This window comes from Ralstonia sp. SA306 (assembly GCF_054792405.1).
Genome location: NZ_CP096451.1, coordinates 180,743 through 200,519, shown reverse-complemented (window position 1 = coordinate 200,519; position 19,777 = coordinate 180,743). Strand labels below are relative to the sequence as shown.

Sequence of the window (19,777 nt, the reverse complement as noted above, 5' to 3'; positions counted from 1 at the left end):
GCCGTCATGCCCCTCGCCCGCCCTCTTCGCTTGAACTGCAGCCGCCTTGGCGCGGCGCTTGTGCTGGCCGCCTCCAGCGTTGCTGCGCACGCCGCCTCGGGCGATTGCTTCGAGCAGGCCGGCGCCTATCAGGGCGTCAACCCGACGGTGCTGCGCGCGATCGTGTGGTTTGAATCGAAGGGCGATGCGGGCGCTGTCCACCGCAACGCCGATGGCTCGGTCGACATCGGCCAGGCGCAGATCAACTCGATCCACTTCAGTACGCTGGCCCGCTACGGCGTGCCGCGCCGTGCGCTGACCGACGCCTGCGTCAACGTGTTCGTGGCGGCATGGCTGCTCAAGCAAAAGATGGTTCGCCATGGAAACACGTGGCGGGCCATCGGCGCGTATCACTCGGAAACGCCTCTCCACCGCGATGCCTATGCGCGCAGCATCCAGCGGGTGCTGATGTCGTGGGGAGAATTGCGGGCCGACCGCTGAATCGGGTCCGGCCTCCGAACCGCTCTGCCGCTCAGTAATACGAGACGGCGGCGTACGCCTGACGTGCGCCAATGGCACGGCGCTCGCCGCTCACCAAGCGCATCAGTTCATCCTGACGCGGGCAGACCAGCGCACGCACACGGGCGTCGTTGGCCAGAATGCGCATCATCAGGTCGCGCTTGCGTTGCGCTTCTTCGTGCGACAAGGCCGGGCGCAGGCCGTGGCCCAGGCGCTCCATGTGGGCCGCGCATTCGCGCTCAAGCAAGCTCACTTCGTCCCAATCGCCGCGTTCGGCAGCATCCACCATGTCTTCGGACAGGCTCGCGATGGCCTCGTAGCAGGCAAACAGGCCGGCGCTGTCGGAAACCGTATGGATCGGGCGGGCGGCGGTGGCGACGGTCCAGGACATGCTGTGCTCCAGAATCAAACGTGTTGTTTGCGGGAAGCCAGTGCAATAGGCATGCCCGGCGGGCCGCAGCCGTCTCCAGCTCGCGCGGAAACGGCGCTCAAGCCTTTGCCGGCCTGGCCTCGCAGGATACGGAGGGCATCTGGTGGCAGGCATCGCGGGCCCGAAAAGCCGCCGCCTCAAGCGAAGTTGTTACGTTTCTGGAACGTAACGCGTAACAGGGCCCGTAACGCCGTCACCCCGCTCGCCCATGCAGCCGGGAGGCGCCTTGTCTGACCGAAGGCGCCTTCTAGAATGAGGACATCGCGCCGCTCCCGCGCGGTCTGTCGCCCGAAGAATTGGACACGTGAATCACGTCGACATTCCCTGGCCAGGCATCTCTGGCGCGCCGATTGCCCATCGCATGAGAACTCACATGGACCAGACGAACGACGGGCACCCCGCCCTGCGCACGGTACTGCTCACCAGCATCACCATGGTGGCGTTCGCGTCGAACTCGTTGCTGTGCCGGCTGGCGTTGCAGCACGCTGCCATCGACGCGGCGAGCTTTTCCAGCATCCGGTTGGTGTCGGGCGCCGTCGTGCTGGCCGTCCTTGCGCGGGCGAGCGCGGGGCGGGCGCCGCCAGCGCGTGCTGATTGGGCTGCCGCGACGATGTTGTTCCTCTACGTCGCGTTCTTCTCGTTTGCGTATCTGACGCTGAGCGCAGGCACCGGCGCGCTGATTCTGTTTGGCGCGGTGCAGCTCACCATGCTGGCGGCTGGCCTGCGTGCCGGCGAACGGTTCGAGGCCCTTGGTTGGGCGGGTTTTGCGCTGGCGGCAGGTGGGCTCGTCTATCTCGTATCGCCCGGCGTGACAGCGCCGACGCCGCTGGGTGCCGCGTTGATGACGGTGGCGGGCATCGCCTGGGGCGTGTATTCCCTGCGCGGGCGCGGGCTCGACAATCCGCTGGCTGCCACTGCCGGCAACTTCCTGCGCGCCGCGCCCATGGCGCTTGCGCTGAGCCTGTTGCTGTATGGCCGCGCACACGCCAGCCCGGCCGGTATCCTGCTCGCGCTCGCCTCCGGCGCGCTCACTTCGGGCATCGGCTATGTGATCTGGTACGCCGCGCTCAAAGGGCTGTCGGCGATCCGTGCGGCGGCGGTGCAACTGTCGGTGCCGCCCATTGCGGCGTTCGGCGCGGTGCTGTTCCTGGCGGAGCCGCTGACACCGCGTCTGGCTGCCGCCTCCGCCGCCATCCTCGGCGGCATTGCCCTGGTGCTGGCCAGCCGCACGCAGCGCAAGCGCGCCGAAGCGGCATCCCAGGGCTAGACGCCATCCGGAGCGGTTACAATCACGCCTTTCCGTGAACGACGCGCACAGCCCGGATTCCGCTGTGCTGCCGCCTCCCCCGCGTCACGCAACCCCTTGATTTAGAGCCTTTTTCACCATGAGCCTCCAATGCGGCATCGTTGGTCTGCCGAACGTCGGCAAGTCGACCCTGTTCAATGCCCTGACCAAAGCCGGCATCGCTGCCGAGAACTACCCGTTCTGCACGATCGAGCCCAACGTAGGCGTGGTGGAAGTGCCGGACGTCCGCCTGCAAGCGCTGGCCGACATCGTCAAGCCCGAGCGGGTGCTGCCGGCGGTGGTCGAGTTCGTCGACATTGCGGGCCTGGTGGCGGGCGCCTCCAAGGGTGAAGGCCTGGGCAACCAGTTCCTGGCCAACATCCGCGAGACAGATGCCATCACGCACGTGGTGCGCTGTTTCGAAGATGAAAACGTGATCCACGTCGCAGGCAAGGTCGACCCGATCGCCGACATCGAGGTCATCAACACCGAACTGGCCCTCGCTGACCTGGCCACGGTTGAAAAGGCACTGCAGCGCTACACCAAGGCCGCCAAGTCGGGCAACGACAAGGAAGCCGCCAAGCTGGTCGCGGTGCTGGAAAAAGCACAGAAGGTGCTGGACGAAGCCAAACCCGTGCGTGGCCTGAACCTGACCGACGACGAGTGGGCAACCATCAAGCCGCTGTGCCTGATTACCGCCAAGCCGACCATGTACGTCGCCAACGTGCGCGAAGACGGCTTCGAGAACAACCCGCACCTGGACGCCGTGCGCAACTACGCCGCGCAGACGAATTCGCCGGTGGTGGCCGTCTGCGCTGCCATCGAAGCCGAAATCGCGGATCTGGATGACGCTGACAAGGCTGAATTCCTGGCCGACATCGGCATGGACGAACCCGGCCTGAACCGCGTGATCCGCGCGGCCTTCAAGTTGCTCGGCCTGCAAACCTACTTCACCGCCGGCGTGAAGGAAGTGCGCGCCTGGACGATCCACATCGGCGACACGGCCCCGCGCGCCGCTGCGGCCATCCACACCGACTTCGAACGCGGCTTCATCCGCGCCCAGACGATTTCGTACGATGATTTCATCCAGTTCAAGGGTGAACAAGGCGCCAAGGAAGCTGGCAAGATGCGCGCCGAAGGCAAGGAATACATCGTCAAGGACGGCGATGTGCTGCACTTCCTGTTCAACGTCTGATCAGCACAAGCACAACGAAAAAGCCCCGCAGTAATTGCGGGGCTTTTTTCATGGGGACGCGAGTATGCAAGCCTGGGTAACAGGCCCGCCCGGGTACCGTCCAGCCTTGTAACGTTGAGGCGGCCCAGCATCACTTTTTTACATGCGGGAAGGACCGATGACGCGGCTTCAGTGCTCCACCGGGCGCATCGTCATGCCGTTTTCGCGTGTCGGGCACGTCGCTTGCGTAGCGCACAGCGGATACGCTGAACCCCGGCAGGCCGCTTCCGCCCGGGGCAGCCCGCCGCCCCCGCCAGGCATTCAGCCAAGGCCTTCGGGGCGGCGCACTCGCCCAACGCCATGAGTTCGCAATCGCCTCCGCCCTTGTCCGTAGTTGACGACATCGACGCCTCGCCCGGCATCGGCAGCCACGCTGCCATCCAGTCGCGCGGGGTGTTGCTGTGCCTGTCCGAACCCGATTTACGCATCCACCAGGCGAGTGAAAACCTGCAGGCCGCGCTGGGTACGCCACTGGCCACTGCGCTGCAGGCCCCCGTCGACCGTGTGATCAGCACCGCCGGCCGCAAGTTGCTGGAGCGCGCCCTGGGCACACACAGCATCGACGGCCAACCGCTGTATATCGGCACGCTGCAGACGCCGCACGGCCACGCGCTCGACGCGGTGATGCACCGGCACAAGCGCACTCTGATCTTGGAGCTGGAACCCGCGGTGCATGCGGCCGACGGCGCGTTTGCATCAATGTACCCGCTGGTGCGCACCTTCATCGCCAGCCTGCAAGCCGTCGGCACGGTCGATGCGCTGACGGACCTCGCCGCCCGCGAAGTCCGCCGCCTTACCCGCTTTGGCCGCGTCACGATCTACCGCATTGACCGCGATGGCTCCTTGCAGGCACTGGCCGAAGCGCGCGACAAGGCCTATGACACGCTGGTGGGCACGCACCTGTCGGACGCCGGCATGACGCCCGAACTGCGCAGCCTGTATAGCCACAACCCCTTGCGGCTCGTGGCAGACGTCGACGACACGCCGGTGGGGCTGGTGCCCCCGCTGCATCCGTCCACGGGGCGCACGACTGATCTGACGTACGCTGCCTTGCGCGCGGCGTCCGAGGCGCAGCGCGAAACCATGCGCCGCATGGGCGCGAAGGCCTCGCTCACGCTGGCGCTTACGGTGCGCGGGAACCTGTGGGGCTTGATCGCATGCCACCATGCGACGCCCTGTTCGTTGTCGTTTGAAGTGCGCACGGCATGTGAACACCTCGCACAGATTCTGTCGCTGCAGATCGAAGCGAAGGAAGACCGCGCCGAGATCGCCCACCGGCTGGAACTGCGACGCATCCTGGTGCGCCTGCTGGCCGCGATGGCCGATCGCGACCATTTCCACGAAGGCCTGATCGAACATCCCGCCGATCTGCTGCGCTTTGCCTCGGCCAGCGGCGCCGCCATCGTGCGCCAGGGCGAGTGCGTGCGCATCGGTGCCGCGCCTGACGAAGACAGCATCGTGCGCCTGACCGAATGGCTGGCCAATGAGCACCCCGGCGAGGTCTTCCACACCGACCGCCTGGCCACCACCTATCCGGACGGCGCCGCGCTGCGGCCCCAGGCCAGCGGCGTGCTGGCCGTGCAGGTTTCGCAACTGCATCGCCACTACGTGCTGTGGTTCCGCCCAGAAACTCCCCACACCGTACGCTGGGCGGGGGACGCACCGGACCAGGCCACCGACCACGCAACCGGGCACATGCTCGGTCGCACGCGCCATTGGCAAGAGCAGATCGCGCACACCTCACGCCCGTGGCGCACGAGCGAAGTGGAAACCGCCGCGGAGTTCCGCTACGCCGTGCTCAACATCGTGCTGCGCCGCGCTGAAGAAGCCGCCGAATTGACGAGTGAGCTGCGCCGCGCCAATCACGAGCTGGAAGCGTTCTCGTATTCCGTTTCACATGACTTGCGCGCCCCGCTGCGACACATTGCCGGCTATGCCGAACTGCTCGACGAGATGGAGGGTGAGCACGTCTCGGCGCGCGGGCGGCACTTTCTGCAGACGATCTCGGAGTCGTCGCGCTTTGCGGGCAAGCTGGTCGACGATCTGCTCACCTTCTCGCAGATGGGCCGGGGCGCGCTTCACCTGACCGATGTCGACCTCGCCCAGCTCGTGCGCGGCGTCGTGCGGGACCTGACGTTAGACCAGGGGCGCCGCCATATCGAGTGGAACATCGCCGCGTTGCCCGTGGTGCGCGCCGACCCGGCATTCCTGCAGCTGGCGATGCGCAATCTGCTCTCCAACGCCATCAAATACACGCGTGACCGTGATCCGGCACGCATCCATATCGACGCCGAACAGACCGACGCAGAAACCATCGTGCGCATTGCCGACAACGGCGTGGGTTTCTCGATGGAATACGTGGCCAAGCTGTTCGGCGTGTTCCAGCGGCTGCATCGCATGGACGAGTTCGAGGGCACCGGCATCGGCCTGGCCAATGTGCGGCGCATCATCGATCGCCATGGCGGCCGCACCTGGGCCGAGGGCGAGCTTGACCGCGGCGCGACGTTCTACTTCGCGCTGCCGCGCACGCCCGACCCGCAGGTGGCATCCGGGGCGGGCCAGCGCACACCCATGACTCGCGATGCCTGATCGTTCTTTCCACGTTCATTGTCACCATGCTCAAACCCATCCTGCTCGTCGAAGACAACCCAAACGACCTCGAGCTGACCTTGCTGGCGTTGGAACGCAGCCAGCTTGCCAACGATGTGGTCGTCACCCGAGACGGCGCTGAAGCGCTGGATTACCTGCACGCGCGCAATCTTTACGCGCAACGCGTACCGGGCAACCCGGCCGTGGTGCTGCTCGACTTGAAGCTGCCGAAGGTCGACGGCCTGGAAGTGCTGGCCGAGATTCGCGCCACGCCCGCGCTCAAGAGCCTGCCGGTGGTCATGCTCACCTCGTCGCGCGAAGAAACCGACCTGCTGCGCAGCTACGAGCTGGGCGTCAACGCCTATGTGGTCAAACCGGTGGAGTTCCGTGCGTTTGTCGATGCGATTGCCGACCTGGGCGTGTTCTGGGCGGTGCTCAACGAACCGCCGCCCGGCTCCACCCGGGCGCGCCGCACGTTGCTGCCGGCGAGCTAGCCGCCCCATCCGGAGCATTCGCCCCCATGCCCAATCTGCAACTGCTGCTAGTCGAAGACAATCCGCTCGACGCAGAACTGACGCGCGCACGGCTGGAAACCGCCAACCTACAGGCCGACACCACGCTGGTCGACAACGAGTCCGACTTCATCGCCCAGCTCAGCACACGGACCTTCGACGCCATCCTGGCCGACTACATGCTGCCGCAGTTCACGGGTGCGGAAGCGCTCGACATTGCGCGTCGCATGGCGCCGCAAACGCCGTTCATCTTCGTATCGGGTGCGCTGGGCGAAGAGCACGCGGTGGACATGCTCAAGCGCGGCGCCACCGATTACGTCATCAAGCAGCGCCTGCAGCGCCTGCCCGTGGTGCTGTTGCGCGCGCTGGCCGAAGCCGCCGAACGCCGCCAGCGCATCGCTGCCGAAGCCGCCCTGCGGGAAGCGGAAACGCACTTTCGCCTGCTGATCAACGCGCTCAAGGAGCACGCTGTGCTCTCGCTAGACCCGCAGGGCATCGTGCGCACCTGGAACGCGGCGTCGCGCAGCATTCTCGGCTATGCGCGCGAGGACATCCTCGGCAAGTCGGCCGAGATTCTGTATCCGCAGGCTGCGCGCGAGGCCGGTGAATTCCAGCGCAAGCTCGAACGCGCGCGCCGCGAAGGCAGCCTCACCGACGACCGCTGGATGCTGCGCAAGGACGGCACGCCGTTCTACGCATCGAGCGTGGTCACCGCCATCCACAACGAGACCGGGCAACTGGTCGGCTTCTCCAAGATCATCCGCGACTCCACGGAAGAGCGCATCGCGGCCGACGCCCTGCGCCGTGCAAAGGAAGAAGCCGAGACCGCCAATCACGCCAAGGACCACTTCCTGGCCGTGCTCTCGCACGAACTGCGCACGCCACTCACGCCAATCCTGACCGCCGTGCACCTGCTGGAACTGCGCCAGGATTTGCCGGCGTATGTAGTCGCACAGCTGGAAGTCGTGCGCCGAAATGCCGAGCTGGAAGCGCGCCTGATCGACGACCTGCTCGACATCACCGGCATTGCACGCGGCAAGCTGGCGGTGAGCTTTGCGCTGGTCGATTTGTATCCGCTGCTGGAGAGCACGCTGGAGATGTCGCGCAACGACATGCAGGCCAAGCGGCTGTCGCTCAAGACGCGCTTCGAGGCGGGCCGCAGCCGGCTGTATGCCGACGGCGCACGCATCCAGCAGGTGATCTGGAACCTGGTACGCAACGCCGTCAAGTTCACGCCAGAAGGCGGCGCCATTGAGGTGCGCGTCTGGAACCCGTCGCCCGCCACCGTGGCCGCGGCGGTGAAGGACAACGGCATCGGCATTGAGCTCGACGCACTGCCGCGTATCTTCTCGGCGTTCGAGCAGGCCGATGCATCGATCACGCAGCGCTTTGGCGGGCTGGGCCTAGGCCTGGCGATTGCCTACGCGCTGGTGCAGAAGCATGAAGGCTCGCTGATTGCCGAGAGCGCCGGCCGCCACGAGGGTGCCACATTCACGCTCACTCTGCCCCTGGCCACCGAGATGGTGCAGCTCGAGACACCGCCCTCGCCGCCCTCGCCACGCGCCCAACCGACGCGCGGCCTGCACGTACTGCTGGTGGAAGACAACGCCGATACAGCCGAAGCCATGTCGCAGATGCTGGAAATCCTCGGCCACAGCGTCGCCGTAGCCAATGGCGCCCGCACGGCCATGCAAGCCGCTGAATCTGGCACGTTCGATCTGCTGATCAGCGATATTGGCCTGCCAGACGGCAGCGGCCTGGACGTGGTGCGAGTTTTTGCCGAGCGGCAAGCCGCACCGTCGATTGCGATTACGGGCTACGGCATGGAAGAAGACATCGCCCGCTGCCGCGACGCGGGCTTTACGGATCACCTGACCAAACCCGTGGACTTCAAGCGGCTGGAAACGCTGATGGCCGGCTATCTGGCCGCGCGCGATGCGCGCACTGCCGGCGTGGGCGCGGGCTGAACCGCGCCAGAACGCCGCAGGACACTCGCCCCTAGCGGCGCAACAGGCCCCACGCGGCGGGCAGCAGCATGGCGCCCACTACGGCGGCCGTCCAGGCCATGATCTGCCCATCGGCATAGAGGTGGGCGAACTGGCCGCTGTAGTAACCGAACAACGCACCAATCCCGCCCGTCACCAGCGCAGCCAACCACCCCAGGCGTTTGCCTGCGGGATGCAGCCAATGCGCCGCGACGCCCACCGCCAGCCCGATCCACAGCGGCCCGATCCACCCCATGCCTGTTCTCCGTATTGCCCTTGAGCGATTCAACTGGACGCGTACCTTAGCGCAGGACGCTGCAGAAGGCCACGCTGACCCACCGCGCGGCGCGTGACGAATAACCGACATTCATTCACACACACCACCAGATTTGACCTGGGTCCTGCTCATCCGGGGGCCGGGCGTTATAATCCAGAGTGCTCAAAATTCGTGCCGTCCCCATTTAACCGGCCGCCCCACATGCAGTTGCTGACGCTCGGAATCAACCACCACACTGCGCCGCTTTCCCTGCGCGAGAAGGTGGCGTTTCCGCTCGAGCAGCTCAAGCCCGCGCTGGGCACGCTGCGCCAGCACCTGCCGCACCTCAGAAGCACGGCCGAAGCTGCCATCCTTTCCACCTGTAATCGCACTGAAATCTACTGCGCCACCGACGGCAACTTGCCCGAGCAGACCGCGCACGAGCATGCGATTCGCTGGCTGGCACAGCACCACAACATCGATCCCGGCGAACTCGCGCCCCATGTGTATTCGCTCGGGCAATCGCTCGCGGTGCGCCACGCGTTTCGCGTGGCCAGCGGGCTCGATTCCATGGTGCTGGGTGAGACGCAGATCCTCGGCCAGATGAAAGACGCCGTGCGCACCGCCACCGAAGCGGGCGCCCTGGGCACGTACCTGAATCAGCTATTCCAGCGCACCTTTGCGGTGGCCAAGGAAGTGCGCGGCACGACAGAGATCGGCGCGCATTCCGTGTCGATGGCCGCTGCCGCTGTACGCCTGGCGCAACGCATCTTCGAATCGATCGCCGATCAGCGCGTATTGTTCATCGGCGCCGGTGAGATGATCGAGCTGTGCGCCACGCACTTCGCCGCGCAGACGCCACGCGAGGTGGTGATCGCCAACCGCACGCTGGAACGCGGCGAGAAGCTCGCCGAATCGCTGTCGAACCAGGGCCTGAACGCCCGCGCCGTGCGCCTGGCCGAACTGCCGACCAAGCTCGCTGAGTTCGACATCGTTGTTTCGTGCACCGCCAGCACGCTGCCCATCATCGGCCTGGGAGCCGTGGAGCGCGCCATCAAGCAGCGCCGCCACCGCCCGATGTTCATGGTCGACCTGGCCGTGCCGCGTGACATCGAACCCGAAGTCGCGCGTCTGTCCGACGTATTCCTCTACACCGTGGACGACCTGGGCGCCATCGTGCGCGAAGGCAACGCGCTGCGGCAGGCCGCCGTGGCGCAGGCCGAAGCCATCATCGACACGCGCGTGCTGAACTTCATGCACTGGCTCGATGCGCGCAGCGTGGTGCCCATCATCCGCGATCTGCATACGCAGGCCGAAACGCTGCGCCAGGGTGAACTGGAACGCGCCCAGCGCATGCTTGCGCGCGGCGATGATCCGGCGCTGGTGCTCGAAGCGCTGTCGCAAGCGCTGACCAAGAAATTCCTCCACGGCCCGACGCATGCGCTCAACCACACGCAGGGCGAAGGCCGCGAACAGCTCATCGACCTGCTGCCGGCGTTGTTCCGCCAGTCCAGCCACTCCGAGCGCTAGCGGCCAGCGCATCACACGCGCGCCGCATGTTTTCACTCCGGCACGCAACTTCTGGCGCGGTATCATGCGCCGCCTTCGCTTCCAGCGTTTCCCACCGCGACTGCCCGAATGAAGCCCAGCATGCTGTCCAAGCTCGACCAACTGGCCGAGCGCATCGTCGAAATCAACGCGCTGCTCGCGCGTGAAGACGCCACCGCCAACCTCGACCAATACCGCAAGCTCACGCGCGAGCACGCCGAGCTGGAGCCCGTGGTCGCACAATTTGCCGCGTGGAAGCAGGCCGAGGAAGACATCGCCACCGCGCAGGAACTGGCGGCCGATCCGGACATGAAGGCGTTTGCCGAAGACGAACTCCGCGCCGCGCGTGAGCGCATGGAATCCCTCGAAGGCGAACTGCAACGCCTGCTGCTGCCCAAAGACCCGAACGACCATCGCAACATCTTCGTGGAAATCCGCGCCGGGACGGGCGGCGATGAATCCGCACTCTTTGCCGGCGACTTGCTGCGCATGTACACGCGCTACGCCGAACGGCAGCGCTGGCAAGTCGAGATCGTGAGCGAATCGCCATCAGACCTTGGCGGCTACAAGGAAGTGATTGCGCGGCTGGTGGGCGAAGGCGCGTACTCGCGCCTGAAGTTCGAATCTGGCGGCCACCGCGTGCAGCGCGTGCCGGCCACCGAGGCGCAGGGGCGCATCCATACGTCGGCCTGCACCGTGGCGGTCATGCCGGAAGCCGATGCGCTGGCCGACATCCAGATCAACCCGGCGGATTTGCGCATCGATACATTCCGCGCATCCGGCGCGGGCGGCCAGCACATCAACAAGACGGATTCCGCCGTGCGCATTACCCACTTGCCAACCGGTCTGGTGGTGGAATGCCAGGATGACCGCAGCCAGCACCGCAACAAAGACCGCGCCATGCAAGTCCTGGCTGCGCGCCTGAAGGATCGCCAGGAGCGCGAAGCGCAAGCCAAGGAAGCCAGCGCCCGCAAGAGCCTGATCGGCTCGGGCGATCGCTCCGACCGCATCCGCACGTACAACTTCCCGCAAGGCCGCGTGACCGATCACCGCATCAACCTGACGCTGTACAAGATCGACGCGATCATGGACGGCGACATCGACGAACTTGTGGGCGCATTGGCGGCTGAGCATCAGGCGGAACAACTCGCAGCGCTGGGCGAAGACGCCTGATCGCCCAATCGTTAAAAAAGCGCGCTCTCCGTAACATCCGCTTGCGTTTGATACAGCTTTGCGCGATGGCGCGCCGGCCTCGCGTTCCTATAATCGATCTCGATCACGCCGAGTGCATCGCCGGTCGCATCCGGCAAGCACTCACCAACAAGCGCGGCAACATCACGATTAGGAGAATCGCAATGCGTACCCAACTGCTGGCCATCACTGTCGCCACCTCCCTCGCACTCGGTCTGGCCGCCTGCGGCAAGAAAGACGACGCCACCGACCAAGCCGCCAAGAGCGCGATGGAGCAATCGAAGGACGCCGCCAAACAGGCGCTCGACAACGCCGGCACCGCCGTGAGCAAGGCCGCCGACGCCGCCAAGGTGGAACTTTCACAAGCGGCGTCGGATGCGCAGGTCTCTGCATCGGGCGCGCTGGCCCAGGCCAAGGATGCCGCCAAAACCGCGGCCGACAAGACGGCCGATGCCGCCAAGGTTGCAGCCGACAAAACCGCTGACGCCACAAAGGAAGCGGCCAACAAGGTCAAGGACGCGACCAAGCAATAAACGCTGCTTAACCGCACCGACCCGCTCGCGGGCCCGCGCCACTTCGGCCGGGCCCGTGTTATTTTGTGCGCCCGATCTTCGCTGCTGGCCTGTTGCCGTGTCGTCTGCTCCCGTCATTTCGCCCGAAACCCTGGCTCGCGTGTCCGACGCGCTGGCAGTGCTGTCAGGCGCCGGCTTGCCTGCGCTGGAAGCACGGATGCTGGTCTCGCACGTGACGGGCCTGTCGCGCGTGCAACTCATCACGCAAGACACCTGCGCCATCGACGTAGCCGCGCGCACGCGGATCAGCGAACTCGCCACACGCCGGCTGGCTGGCGAGCCGATGGCCTATCTGCTGGGCGAACGTGAATTCTTCGGCCGCACGTTCAAGGTGACGCCAGCCGTGCTGATTCCGCGGCCCGATACCGAATTGCTGGTCGAACAGGCGCTGGACCGTCTGGAAGAACACGATGCGCCGGCCGTGCTCGACATGGGCACGGGCAGCGGCATCATCGCCATCACGATTGCGCTGGCACGGCGCGACGCGCGCGTATGGGCCACCGATGCCTCCGCCGACGCGCTGGCCGTGGCGATCGACAACGCCGAAGCGCTGGGTGCCACGAACGTCCGGCCTGCGCTGGGCGACTGGTATGGCGCGCTGGCCGAAGCCGATGCGCCGGCCGCCTTCGACTTGATCGCCAGCAACCCGCCCTACATCGCCGCCACCGACGCGCACCTCGACCAGGGCGACCTGCGCTTCGAGCCCGCCAGCGCCCTCACTGACCACGATGACGGCCTGCGCCACCTGCGCAGCATCATCGCAGGGGCGCCTGCGCGGCTCGTCTCCGGGGGATGGCTGCTGGTCGAACACGGCTACGACCAGAGCGAACCCGTGCGTGCACTGTTGAGCGGCGCGGGCTTCGCCAACGTCTTCACGGCGCAAGACCTGGCCGGCCACGACCGCTGTAGCGGCGGGCAATGGCTGGATCAAAACGCCGGTGCGCGTTCCTCGCTAAAATAGACAGGTTTTCCAATGTGGATGTCAGCTCGGACACCCAGCTGCCGCCCCTCACCAAATCGAGTCTCCCCATGAGCACCACACACGAAAAGATCGACCAGATCGTCAAAGGCCACCCCGTCGTCCTCTTCATGAAGGGCACGGCGCAATTCCCGATGTGCGGCTTCTCGGGTCGCGCCATCCAGATCCTGAAGGCCTGCGGCGTAGACCGGCCGCACACCGTCAACGTGCTGGAAGACGATGAAATCCGCCAGGGCATCAAGGACTACGCCAACTGGCCGACCATTCCGCAGCTCTACGTCAAGGGCGAATTCATCGGCGGTTCGGACATCATGATGGAGATGTACCAGAGCGGCGAACTGCAGCCGCTGCTGGCTGCTTGAGCTCCGTTCTCGTTTCAGCGTGACCTCAACCCTGAACGCAGCGACCCAAACGCCACCTGTGCGCCGCATCATCGTGGCCATCACGGGGGCGTCGGGGGCAATCTACGGTGTGCGGCTGCTGCAGGTTCTGCAGGGCCTGCGTGAATCAGCGGGGGTGGAATCGCACCTGCTGATGTCGCCCGCAGGGCTGATGAACGTGCAGCACGAGCTGCACATGGCACGCGAAGAAGTAGAAGCGCTGGCGCTCGTCGTGCATAACGTGCGCGATATCGGGGCGACCATTGCCAGCGGCTCGTTTGCGGCGGAAGCGATGGTGGTGGCGCCCTGCTCGATGAAGACGCTGGCGGCCGTTGCGCACGGCCTGTCGGACAACCTCATTGCCCGCGCGGCCGACGTCACGCTCAAAGAGCGTCGCCGCCTCATTCTGATGGTGCGCGAAACGCCGTTGAATCTGGCGCACCTGCGCAACATGACGGCCGTTACAGAGATGGGCGGAATCGTGTTCCCGCCCGTGCCGGGCTTCTACCAGCGCCCCAAGACGATCGACGACTTGGTCGACCACACGGTCGGGCGCGTGCTGGACCTGCTTGGCTTGCCGCAGACGTTGGCGCCGGGCTGGCCGGGCTGGCGTTCAACGGACTAGACGCAGATCAGCCAACTGCCGATCAGCGGTGGCGGTAATTGAAGTACACCGACGGTCCACCCCAATAACCGCCGTAATAGGCCGGATAAGCCGGTGCGACATAGACCGGCGCAGGGGCCACGGCCACCGGTGCCGGATACACCGCACAACCCCCAAGCGTCGCGGCCAACAAGGCCAGAGCCACGATTTTCATGATTAGCGTCCTTCGGCCCCGCTAGTGGAGCCATGTGGACGTTATAAGCCGAGGCGAGCGACGCCGGCGTCATGCGGGTGTAAGCGGTGTAACCGAAAACTACGAACGTGTGTCCGTAAGCTCACTGCTTAGGCGTCGGTTTGCCTGGAGAGGGCTTGGCCGTCGCGGCGGGTGCCGAAGCCGCCACACCGGACGCAGCAGCCGGCTTGGGCGCATTCGGATCGACTTCCGCACGCATCTGGTCCATGACCGCCCCGGCACGCGGCGCCCAAAGGAATTCCACCGTGCCGTTCTGCGGCTCTTCGGGAATCGCGTACATCGTGATGATGGTCTGATGGCCTGCCCAGCGTGCACGCAGCGAATCGACCGTTTTGCCAGACTTGAGCTTGAGTGGCGCCTTGCCTTCCTGCGCGGGCTTGCCGTAGCGATCGGACAGGGCCTGGAAGACGCGCTGCTCGGTATCGACGCCGCGCGTCGGCACGAACATGCCGGCGATGTTGCCATCCTGGTCAATCAGGAGCACAGCCTGCGGCCCATCCATCAACTCGGGGCGCGATGCCTGAGGCACGCCCAGCGAGCGCGTGCGGCCATGCGATTCAAGCGCGTCGGAGCAATATTCGGCGACATCCTTGCCGCCATTCGCGCGTACGTCTTCGCACGAGGGCAGCTTGCGCAGCGGCTTGCCGAGCGGGAAGGCATCGAGCAGCACCGCTACGTCGCCGGGATCGCGCACTGCCTTAGCTGGTGCTGCAGCCTTGGGAGCCGCCTTGGCTGCAGGTGCGGCAAACGCCCCAGGCGCGAGCAACGAGGTCGAAAAGGCAAGCGCGGCGGTTGCCGTGGCGCGTCGCGTCCAGCAGGTCATGCGAACTCCATGGAGGAAAGAGCCGAGAGTGTGCCACGCGGGAATCGCGGCACACAGGAAAGCGTTCTGACTGCCGGCCGGCGGTGCGCGTTCCCCTCAACCGAACGGCTGACCCACCACAGACCGCCTGATTACACGCCATTTGACGCGGATATCGGCCCGATGCGGCGAGAAACATTATCAAAATGTTGCCGGTTTTGATCTCGGAAAGGTACGGCGGGTAAAATCTTGGCGGCACAGACGAATGACCGGCAGGACCGAAGCGTCACGTTCCTCGGCCCGCCGCATAGACGCGATCTCATTTTGAACATTCCCTCCGCTGTTTCCTCCCGCATGCCGGGGGCCGCTCGCGCGGCACGCACCCGTTCGGTAGCCGGCTATGCGCGGCTGGCCGTGGGCCTGCTGGCGCTGGCTTCGGCGCATGCTGCGCTGGCCTTCGGTTTCAACGATGTGGCCGTACGCGCCAAGCAACTGGCCTCCAAGCCGTACCAGGCGCCCGCCGACACCCTGCCCCGAGAACTACGCGAACTGCGCTACGACCAGTACCGCGAAATTCGCTTCAAGTCCGACCAGGCGTACTGGCGCCGCGACAAGCTGCCGTTCGAACTCGGCTTCTTCCACGAGGGTTCGTACTACGACCAGCCTGTGAAGATCAACGAAGTGTCGCCCGCCGGCGTGCGCGAAATCCGCTTCGATCCGCGCCTGTTCGACTACGGCCCGGTCAAGCTCGACCCGAAGCAGTTGCAGAAGCTCGGCTTCGCCGGCTTCCGCGTGCATTACCCGATGAACACGCCCAAGTACAAGGACGAGGTCATCGTGTTTCTGGGCGCGTCGTACTTCCGCGGCATCGGCAAGGGGCAGGTCTACGGCCTCTCCGCGCGCGGGCTGGCCATCGACACCGCACTCAATTCGGGCGAAGAATTTCCCCGCTTCACCGATTTCTGGATCGAACGCCCTGCCGCCAACGCGAAAGAGCTGACGATCTACGCGCTGCTCAACTCGCGCCGCGCCACGGGTGCCTACCGCTTTGTCATCAAGCCGGGCAGCGACACGGCGGTCGACGTCAAGGCACAGCTGTACATGCGCGAGAACGTGAGCAAGCTGGCCATCGCCCCGCTCACCAGCATGTTCTTCTTTGGCGAGAACCAACCGGCGCCGGCGCTGGATTTCCGCCCCGAAGTGCATGACTCCGACGGCCTGTCGGTGCTTTCCGGCACAGGTGAATGGATCTGGCGTCCGCTGACGAACCCCAAGCGCCTGCTGGTCAGCTCGTTCGGGACGACCAATCCGGGCGGCTTCGGCCTGATGCAGCGTGACCGCGCGTTCTCCAGCTACCAGGAAATCGGCGACCGCTATGAACTGCGCCCGAGCGCGTGGGTCGAGCCTGTCGGCAAATGGGGTGCGGGCCGCGTGGAGCTGGTGCAGATTCCGACGCCAGACGAGACGAACGACAACGTGGTCGCCTACTGGGTGCCCGAAAACCCACCCAAGCCGCATCAGCCGTTCAATCTCGAATACCGCCTGCTGTGGCAGAAAGACGCCGACAAGAAACCGGCGCTGGCATGGGTTACGCAGACGCGCCGCTCGCACGGCTGGACAACCAAGCGCCCCGACGAGCGCAAGCCCGACGATACGATCGCTTTCGTGGTCGACTTTGAAGGCCCCGCGCTGGCGAAGCTCGCGCCGAATGCACCGGTTGAGCCGGTGTTCTCGGCAGATGCCAACGGCAAGATCGAATCGATCTTCGGCCAACCCAACACCGCGACCGGCGGCTGGCGCGTGACCGTGCGCCTCAAGCGGGTCGACGACGATAAACCCGTCGAAATGCGCGGCTACCTGCGCAGCGGCGGCACCGGACTCTCTGAGACGTGGAGCTACCTGTTACCTCCGGGCTGAACGTGACGACAGCCCAGACTGGCGGTGCCGCTGGCACTGCCCCCTCCACCAGCCCTGCCACAGCGCAGTCTGTGGCCGACCATTACCTTGAAGCGCTGCCGCTGGCGGCCGACGCGCGTGCTGCGCTGCTGCGCAACGCGAACATCACGGCCGGCGACGACGATGCGGCAGCGCTCGCCAAGCTGCATCACGCACTGGCCAGGCTGGACCCGGCGCAGACGACCTCCCTCGACGCCGATGCGCCGGCCTACGCTTCTGTAGGCTCGCGTCTGGATGCTGCCTATGGCGCCACGCGCGCCGATGCCACGTCGACGGAGCCCTCTGCCGAGCCCGCGCCGCCGCTTGAGCACGACAGCCAAGGCCGCATCCACCTGGATACCGGGCCTACGCCTGCGCGTCGCTCGATGGTGCCGTGGCCATGGGTGCTGGGGCCGATCTGGCGCACCCGCAAGGCCATCGACCGTTGGATGCACGGCGGCAAGAAGCCGGTGCCGTACGAAGCGCCCGACTCGCCGGACCCGAAGGGCATCTGGCGCTTCGTCGGCTCGCGCCGCCGCCTGACGCTGCTGGCGCTGATGATCGCGCAGACCGTCGCTGCCACGTGGGCGATGAGCACGGTGCTGCCGTACCACGGCGCCGACTGGCTCGAGGCCATCATCATCGTGCTGTTTGCGGTGCTGTTCTGTTGGGTGTCGGCGGGTTTCTGGACAGCCATCACCGGCTTCCTGCTGCTGGCCTTCCACGGCGACCGGTTCGTCATCTCGCGCCGCGCCACGCCCGACGCCACGATTCCCGACGATGCGCGCACGGCCATCGTCATGCCGATCTGCAATGAAGATGTGCAGCGCGTGTTCGCGGGGCTGCGCGCGACGTACGAATCGTTGCAGCGCACGGGGCATCTGGAGCACTTCGACTTCTTCGTGCTATCGGACTCCGGCGACCCGGATATCCGCACCGCAGAAGCCGATGCGTGGCTGCATATCTGCCGCGCGCTCGATGGTTTCGGCCGCATCTTCTACCGTTGGCGCCGCCACCGCGTGAAGCGCAAGAGCGGCAACATCGACGATTTCTGTCGGCGCTGGGGCGGCAAATACCGCTACATGATCGTGCTCGACGCCGACAGCGTGATGAGCGGCGATTGCCTGACGCGCCTCGTGCAGTTGATGGAAGGTGCGCCTAGCGCGGGCATCATCCAGACCGCCCCACGCGCCGCCGGCCGCGACACGCTGTACGCGCGTATCCAGCAGTTCGCCACGCGCGTGTACGGGCCGCTGTTCACCGCCGGCCTGCACTACTGGCAGCTCGGCGAATCGCACTACTGGGGTCACAACGCCATCATCCGGCTGGACCCGTTCATCAAGCACTGTGCGCTGGCGCCGATTCCGGGCAAGGGTTCGCTTTCGGGCGAGATCATGTCGCACGACTTTGTCGAAGCCGCGCTGATGCGCCGCGCCGGCTGGGCCGTGTGGATCGCCTACGACCTGGACGGCAGCTACGAAGAAATGCCGCCCAACCTGCTCGACGAGCTGGGCCGCGACCGCCGCTGGTGCCACGGCAACCTGATGAACTTCCGCCTGTTCGGCGCGCCAGGCTTCCACCGTGTGCACCGCGCGGTGTTCATCACCGGGGTGATGGCCTATCTGTCGGCGCCACTGTGGTTCCTGTTCCTGATCCTGTCGACGGCCCTGCTGGCCAAGCACACGCTGATCGCGCCGGAGTACTTCACGCAGCCGCGCCAGCTCTTCCCGATCTGGCCGGAGTGGCATCCGGAAAAAGCAGCCGCGCTGTTTTCCGCCACCGCCACCGTGCTGTTCCTGCCGAAGATTTTGAGCGTGCTGGTGCTGTGGGCGCAGGGGCCGAAGCGCTTTGGCGGGGCGATCCACCTGGCGTTGTCGATGGCGATTGAGGCGGCGTTCTCGGTGCTGGCCGCGCCGGTGCGCATGCTGTTCCACACGCGCTTCGTGACGGCCGCGTTCCTCGGCTGGAAGGTGCACTGGAAGTCGCCGCCGCGTGAGGACGCGCAAACCCATTGGGGCGACGCCGTACGCCGCCATGGCCTGCACACCGTGATCGGCATCGTCTGGGCTGCGATCGTGTATTGGCTGAACCCGAGCTTCCTGTGGTGGCTTTCGCCAGTCGTGGGCGCGCTGATCGTGTCGATTCCGCTGTCGGTGTTCTCCAGCCGCGTGAGCCTGGGCCGCCGCATGCGGCGCCTGCGCCTGTTCATGATCCCCGAGGAAGTGCGCCCGCCGCGCGAACTCCGCGCCACGCGCAAGCACCTGCGCAATGCGCCCCCGATGCCGGACTTCCGCCAAGCCGTGGTCGACCCCGTCACCAACGCGCTGATGTGCGCGATTGGCACCGCGCGCTTTCCGCACGACCGGCGCCTGATTGCTGTGCGGGAGACACATGTGCGTCACGCACTGGAAGTCGGTCCCGACAAGCTCACGGGCAAGCAGAAGCTGGTGTTGCTGTCGGATCCGTTCGCGCTGTCAGCGCTGCACCTGGCGGTGTGGTCGTCACCTGAACAGCGAACGGCCTGGGAGCCTGCACAGGGCTGAACAAGCCGCCTCACGTGAAATACCGCGCCCCACCAGTGTCTTGCCGGTGGGGCGTTTTACTTCCCGTTACATCCGTAGGATTTGCGTATCACCTGAAGCGCCCGGCGGTTCATAGAATGGCATAACGAACTTGATACACGAAGTCGACGGCACATCAGCCCCGGCCTCGCAACCGTAAGGA

At 65.7% G+C, this 19,777-nt stretch carries 18 protein-coding genes; 14 read left to right on the top strand and 4 right to left on the bottom strand.

The features are described 5' to 3' along the window. Positions 1-6 precede the first annotated feature (6 nt). The gene (locus tag M1D44_RS00995; RefSeq protein WP_316854370.1) at positions 7-480 is read left to right on the top strand and encodes a lytic transglycosylase domain-containing protein; all 474 of its coding nucleotides are present in this window, start codon (positions 7-9) and stop codon (positions 478-480) included. 31 nt (positions 481-511) lie between these two features. Here the strand turns inward: M1D44_RS00995 and M1D44_RS00990 are convergent, their stop codons facing one another. Beyond that, a complete protein-coding gene (locus M1D44_RS00990) occupies positions 512-889 on the bottom strand; it encodes a flagellar protein FliT (protein WP_316684585.1) in 378 nt (125 codons plus the stop codon). A gap of 412 nt (positions 890-1,301) precedes the next feature. On the opposite strand from M1D44_RS00990, the gene M1D44_RS00985 reads away from it, so the two are divergent. From M1D44_RS00985 to M1D44_RS00965, 5 genes are all read left to right on the top strand, one after another. Next, positions 1,302-2,195 carry a DMT family transporter gene (locus tag M1D44_RS00985; RefSeq protein ID WP_112183505.1) on the top strand — a complete coding sequence of 298 codons (894 nt, stop codon included), beginning with the start codon at positions 1,302-1,304 and terminating at the stop codon, positions 2,193-2,195. A 118-nt stretch (positions 2,196-2,313) separates the two neighbouring features. After that, the gene (gene ychF, locus M1D44_RS00980) at positions 2,314-3,408 is read left to right on the top strand and encodes a redox-regulated ATPase YchF (protein WP_024977789.1); all 1,095 of its coding nucleotides are present in this window, start codon (positions 2,314-2,316) and stop codon (positions 3,406-3,408) included. A 339-nt stretch (positions 3,409-3,747) separates the two neighbouring features. After that, entirely contained in the window at positions 3,748-6,036 is a 2,289-nt protein-coding gene (locus M1D44_RS00975; protein ID WP_439004691.1) for an ATP-binding protein, read from the top strand. 26 nt (positions 6,037-6,062) lie between these two features. Continuing rightward, positions 6,063-6,530, top strand: coding sequence for a response regulator (locus M1D44_RS00970; protein ID WP_024972795.1), 468 nt, complete (start codon positions 6,063-6,065; stop codon positions 6,528-6,530). Between the two features lie 26 nt (positions 6,531-6,556). After that, on the top strand, positions 6,557-8,515 hold the full coding sequence (locus M1D44_RS00965) for a hybrid sensor histidine kinase/response regulator (protein WP_316854368.1): 1,959 nt from the start codon (positions 6,557-6,559) through the stop codon (positions 8,513-8,515). Between the two features lie 31 nt (positions 8,516-8,546). Here M1D44_RS00965 and M1D44_RS00960 read toward each other — a convergent pair whose 3' ends face one another. After that, on the bottom strand, positions 8,547-8,789 hold the full coding sequence (locus M1D44_RS00960; RefSeq protein WP_316854367.1) for a GlsB/YeaQ/YmgE family stress response membrane protein: 243 nt from the start codon (positions 8,787-8,789) through the stop codon (positions 8,547-8,549). A 222-nt stretch (positions 8,790-9,011) separates the two neighbouring features. Here M1D44_RS00960 and hemA point away from each other — a divergent pair, with 222 nt between their 5' ends. The 6 genes from hemA (at position 9,012) to M1D44_RS00930 (ending at position 14,084) form a co-directional block, all read left to right on the top strand. Next, complete coding sequence (gene hemA / locus M1D44_RS00955) at positions 9,012-10,319, top strand: glutamyl-tRNA reductase (protein ID WP_316854366.1); 1,308 nt, start codon at positions 9,012-9,014, stop codon at positions 10,317-10,319. A gap of 108 nt (positions 10,320-10,427) precedes the next feature. Continuing rightward, positions 10,428-11,510 carry a peptide chain release factor 1 gene (gene prfA, locus M1D44_RS00950; RefSeq protein ID WP_012436504.1) on the top strand — a complete coding sequence of 361 codons (1,083 nt, stop codon included), beginning with the start codon at positions 10,428-10,430 and terminating at the stop codon, positions 11,508-11,510. 182 nt (positions 11,511-11,692) lie between these two features. Further along, positions 11,693-12,061, top strand: a complete 369-nt coding sequence (locus tag M1D44_RS00945) for a hypothetical protein (protein WP_024977794.1) — start codon at positions 11,693-11,695, stop codon at positions 12,059-12,061. Positions 12,062-12,158: 97 nt separating this feature from the next. Further along, positions 12,159-13,061: a peptide chain release factor N(5)-glutamine methyltransferase gene (gene prmC, locus M1D44_RS00940; RefSeq protein ID WP_316854365.1), complete on the top strand. Its 903-nt coding sequence runs from the start codon at positions 12,159-12,161 to the stop codon at positions 13,059-13,061. 68 nt (positions 13,062-13,129) lie between these two features. After that, positions 13,130-13,441, top strand: a complete 312-nt coding sequence (gene grxD / locus M1D44_RS00935) for a Grx4 family monothiol glutaredoxin (protein WP_024977796.1) — start codon at positions 13,130-13,132, stop codon at positions 13,439-13,441. A 19-nt stretch (positions 13,442-13,460) separates the two neighbouring features. Next, positions 13,461-14,084: a UbiX family flavin prenyltransferase gene (locus tag M1D44_RS00930; protein WP_316854364.1), complete on the top strand. Its 624-nt coding sequence runs from the start codon at positions 13,461-13,463 to the stop codon at positions 14,082-14,084. A gap of 22 nt (positions 14,085-14,106) precedes the next feature. Here M1D44_RS00930 and M1D44_RS00925 read toward each other — a convergent pair whose 3' ends face one another. Then, positions 14,107-14,277, bottom strand: coding sequence for a hypothetical protein (locus tag M1D44_RS00925; protein WP_024977798.1), 171 nt, complete (start codon positions 14,275-14,277; stop codon positions 14,107-14,109). A gap of 121 nt (positions 14,278-14,398) precedes the next feature. Next, positions 14,399-15,139, bottom strand: a complete 741-nt coding sequence (locus M1D44_RS00920; protein WP_024977799.1) for a hypothetical protein — start codon at positions 15,137-15,139, stop codon at positions 14,399-14,401. Between the two features lie 333 nt (positions 15,140-15,472). Here M1D44_RS00920 and M1D44_RS00915 point away from each other — a divergent pair, with 333 nt between their 5' ends. Then, on the top strand, positions 15,473-17,035 hold the full coding sequence (locus M1D44_RS00915; RefSeq protein ID WP_024977800.1) for a glucan biosynthesis protein G: 1,563 nt from the start codon (positions 15,473-15,475) through the stop codon (positions 17,033-17,035). Beyond that, entirely contained in the window at positions 17,008-19,596 is a 2,589-nt protein-coding gene (mdoH, locus tag M1D44_RS00910) for a glucans biosynthesis glucosyltransferase MdoH (protein WP_316854363.1), read from the top strand. The genes M1D44_RS00915 and mdoH overlap by 28 nt, the downstream gene beginning before the upstream one ends. Positions 19,597-19,777: the final 181 nt, after the last annotated feature.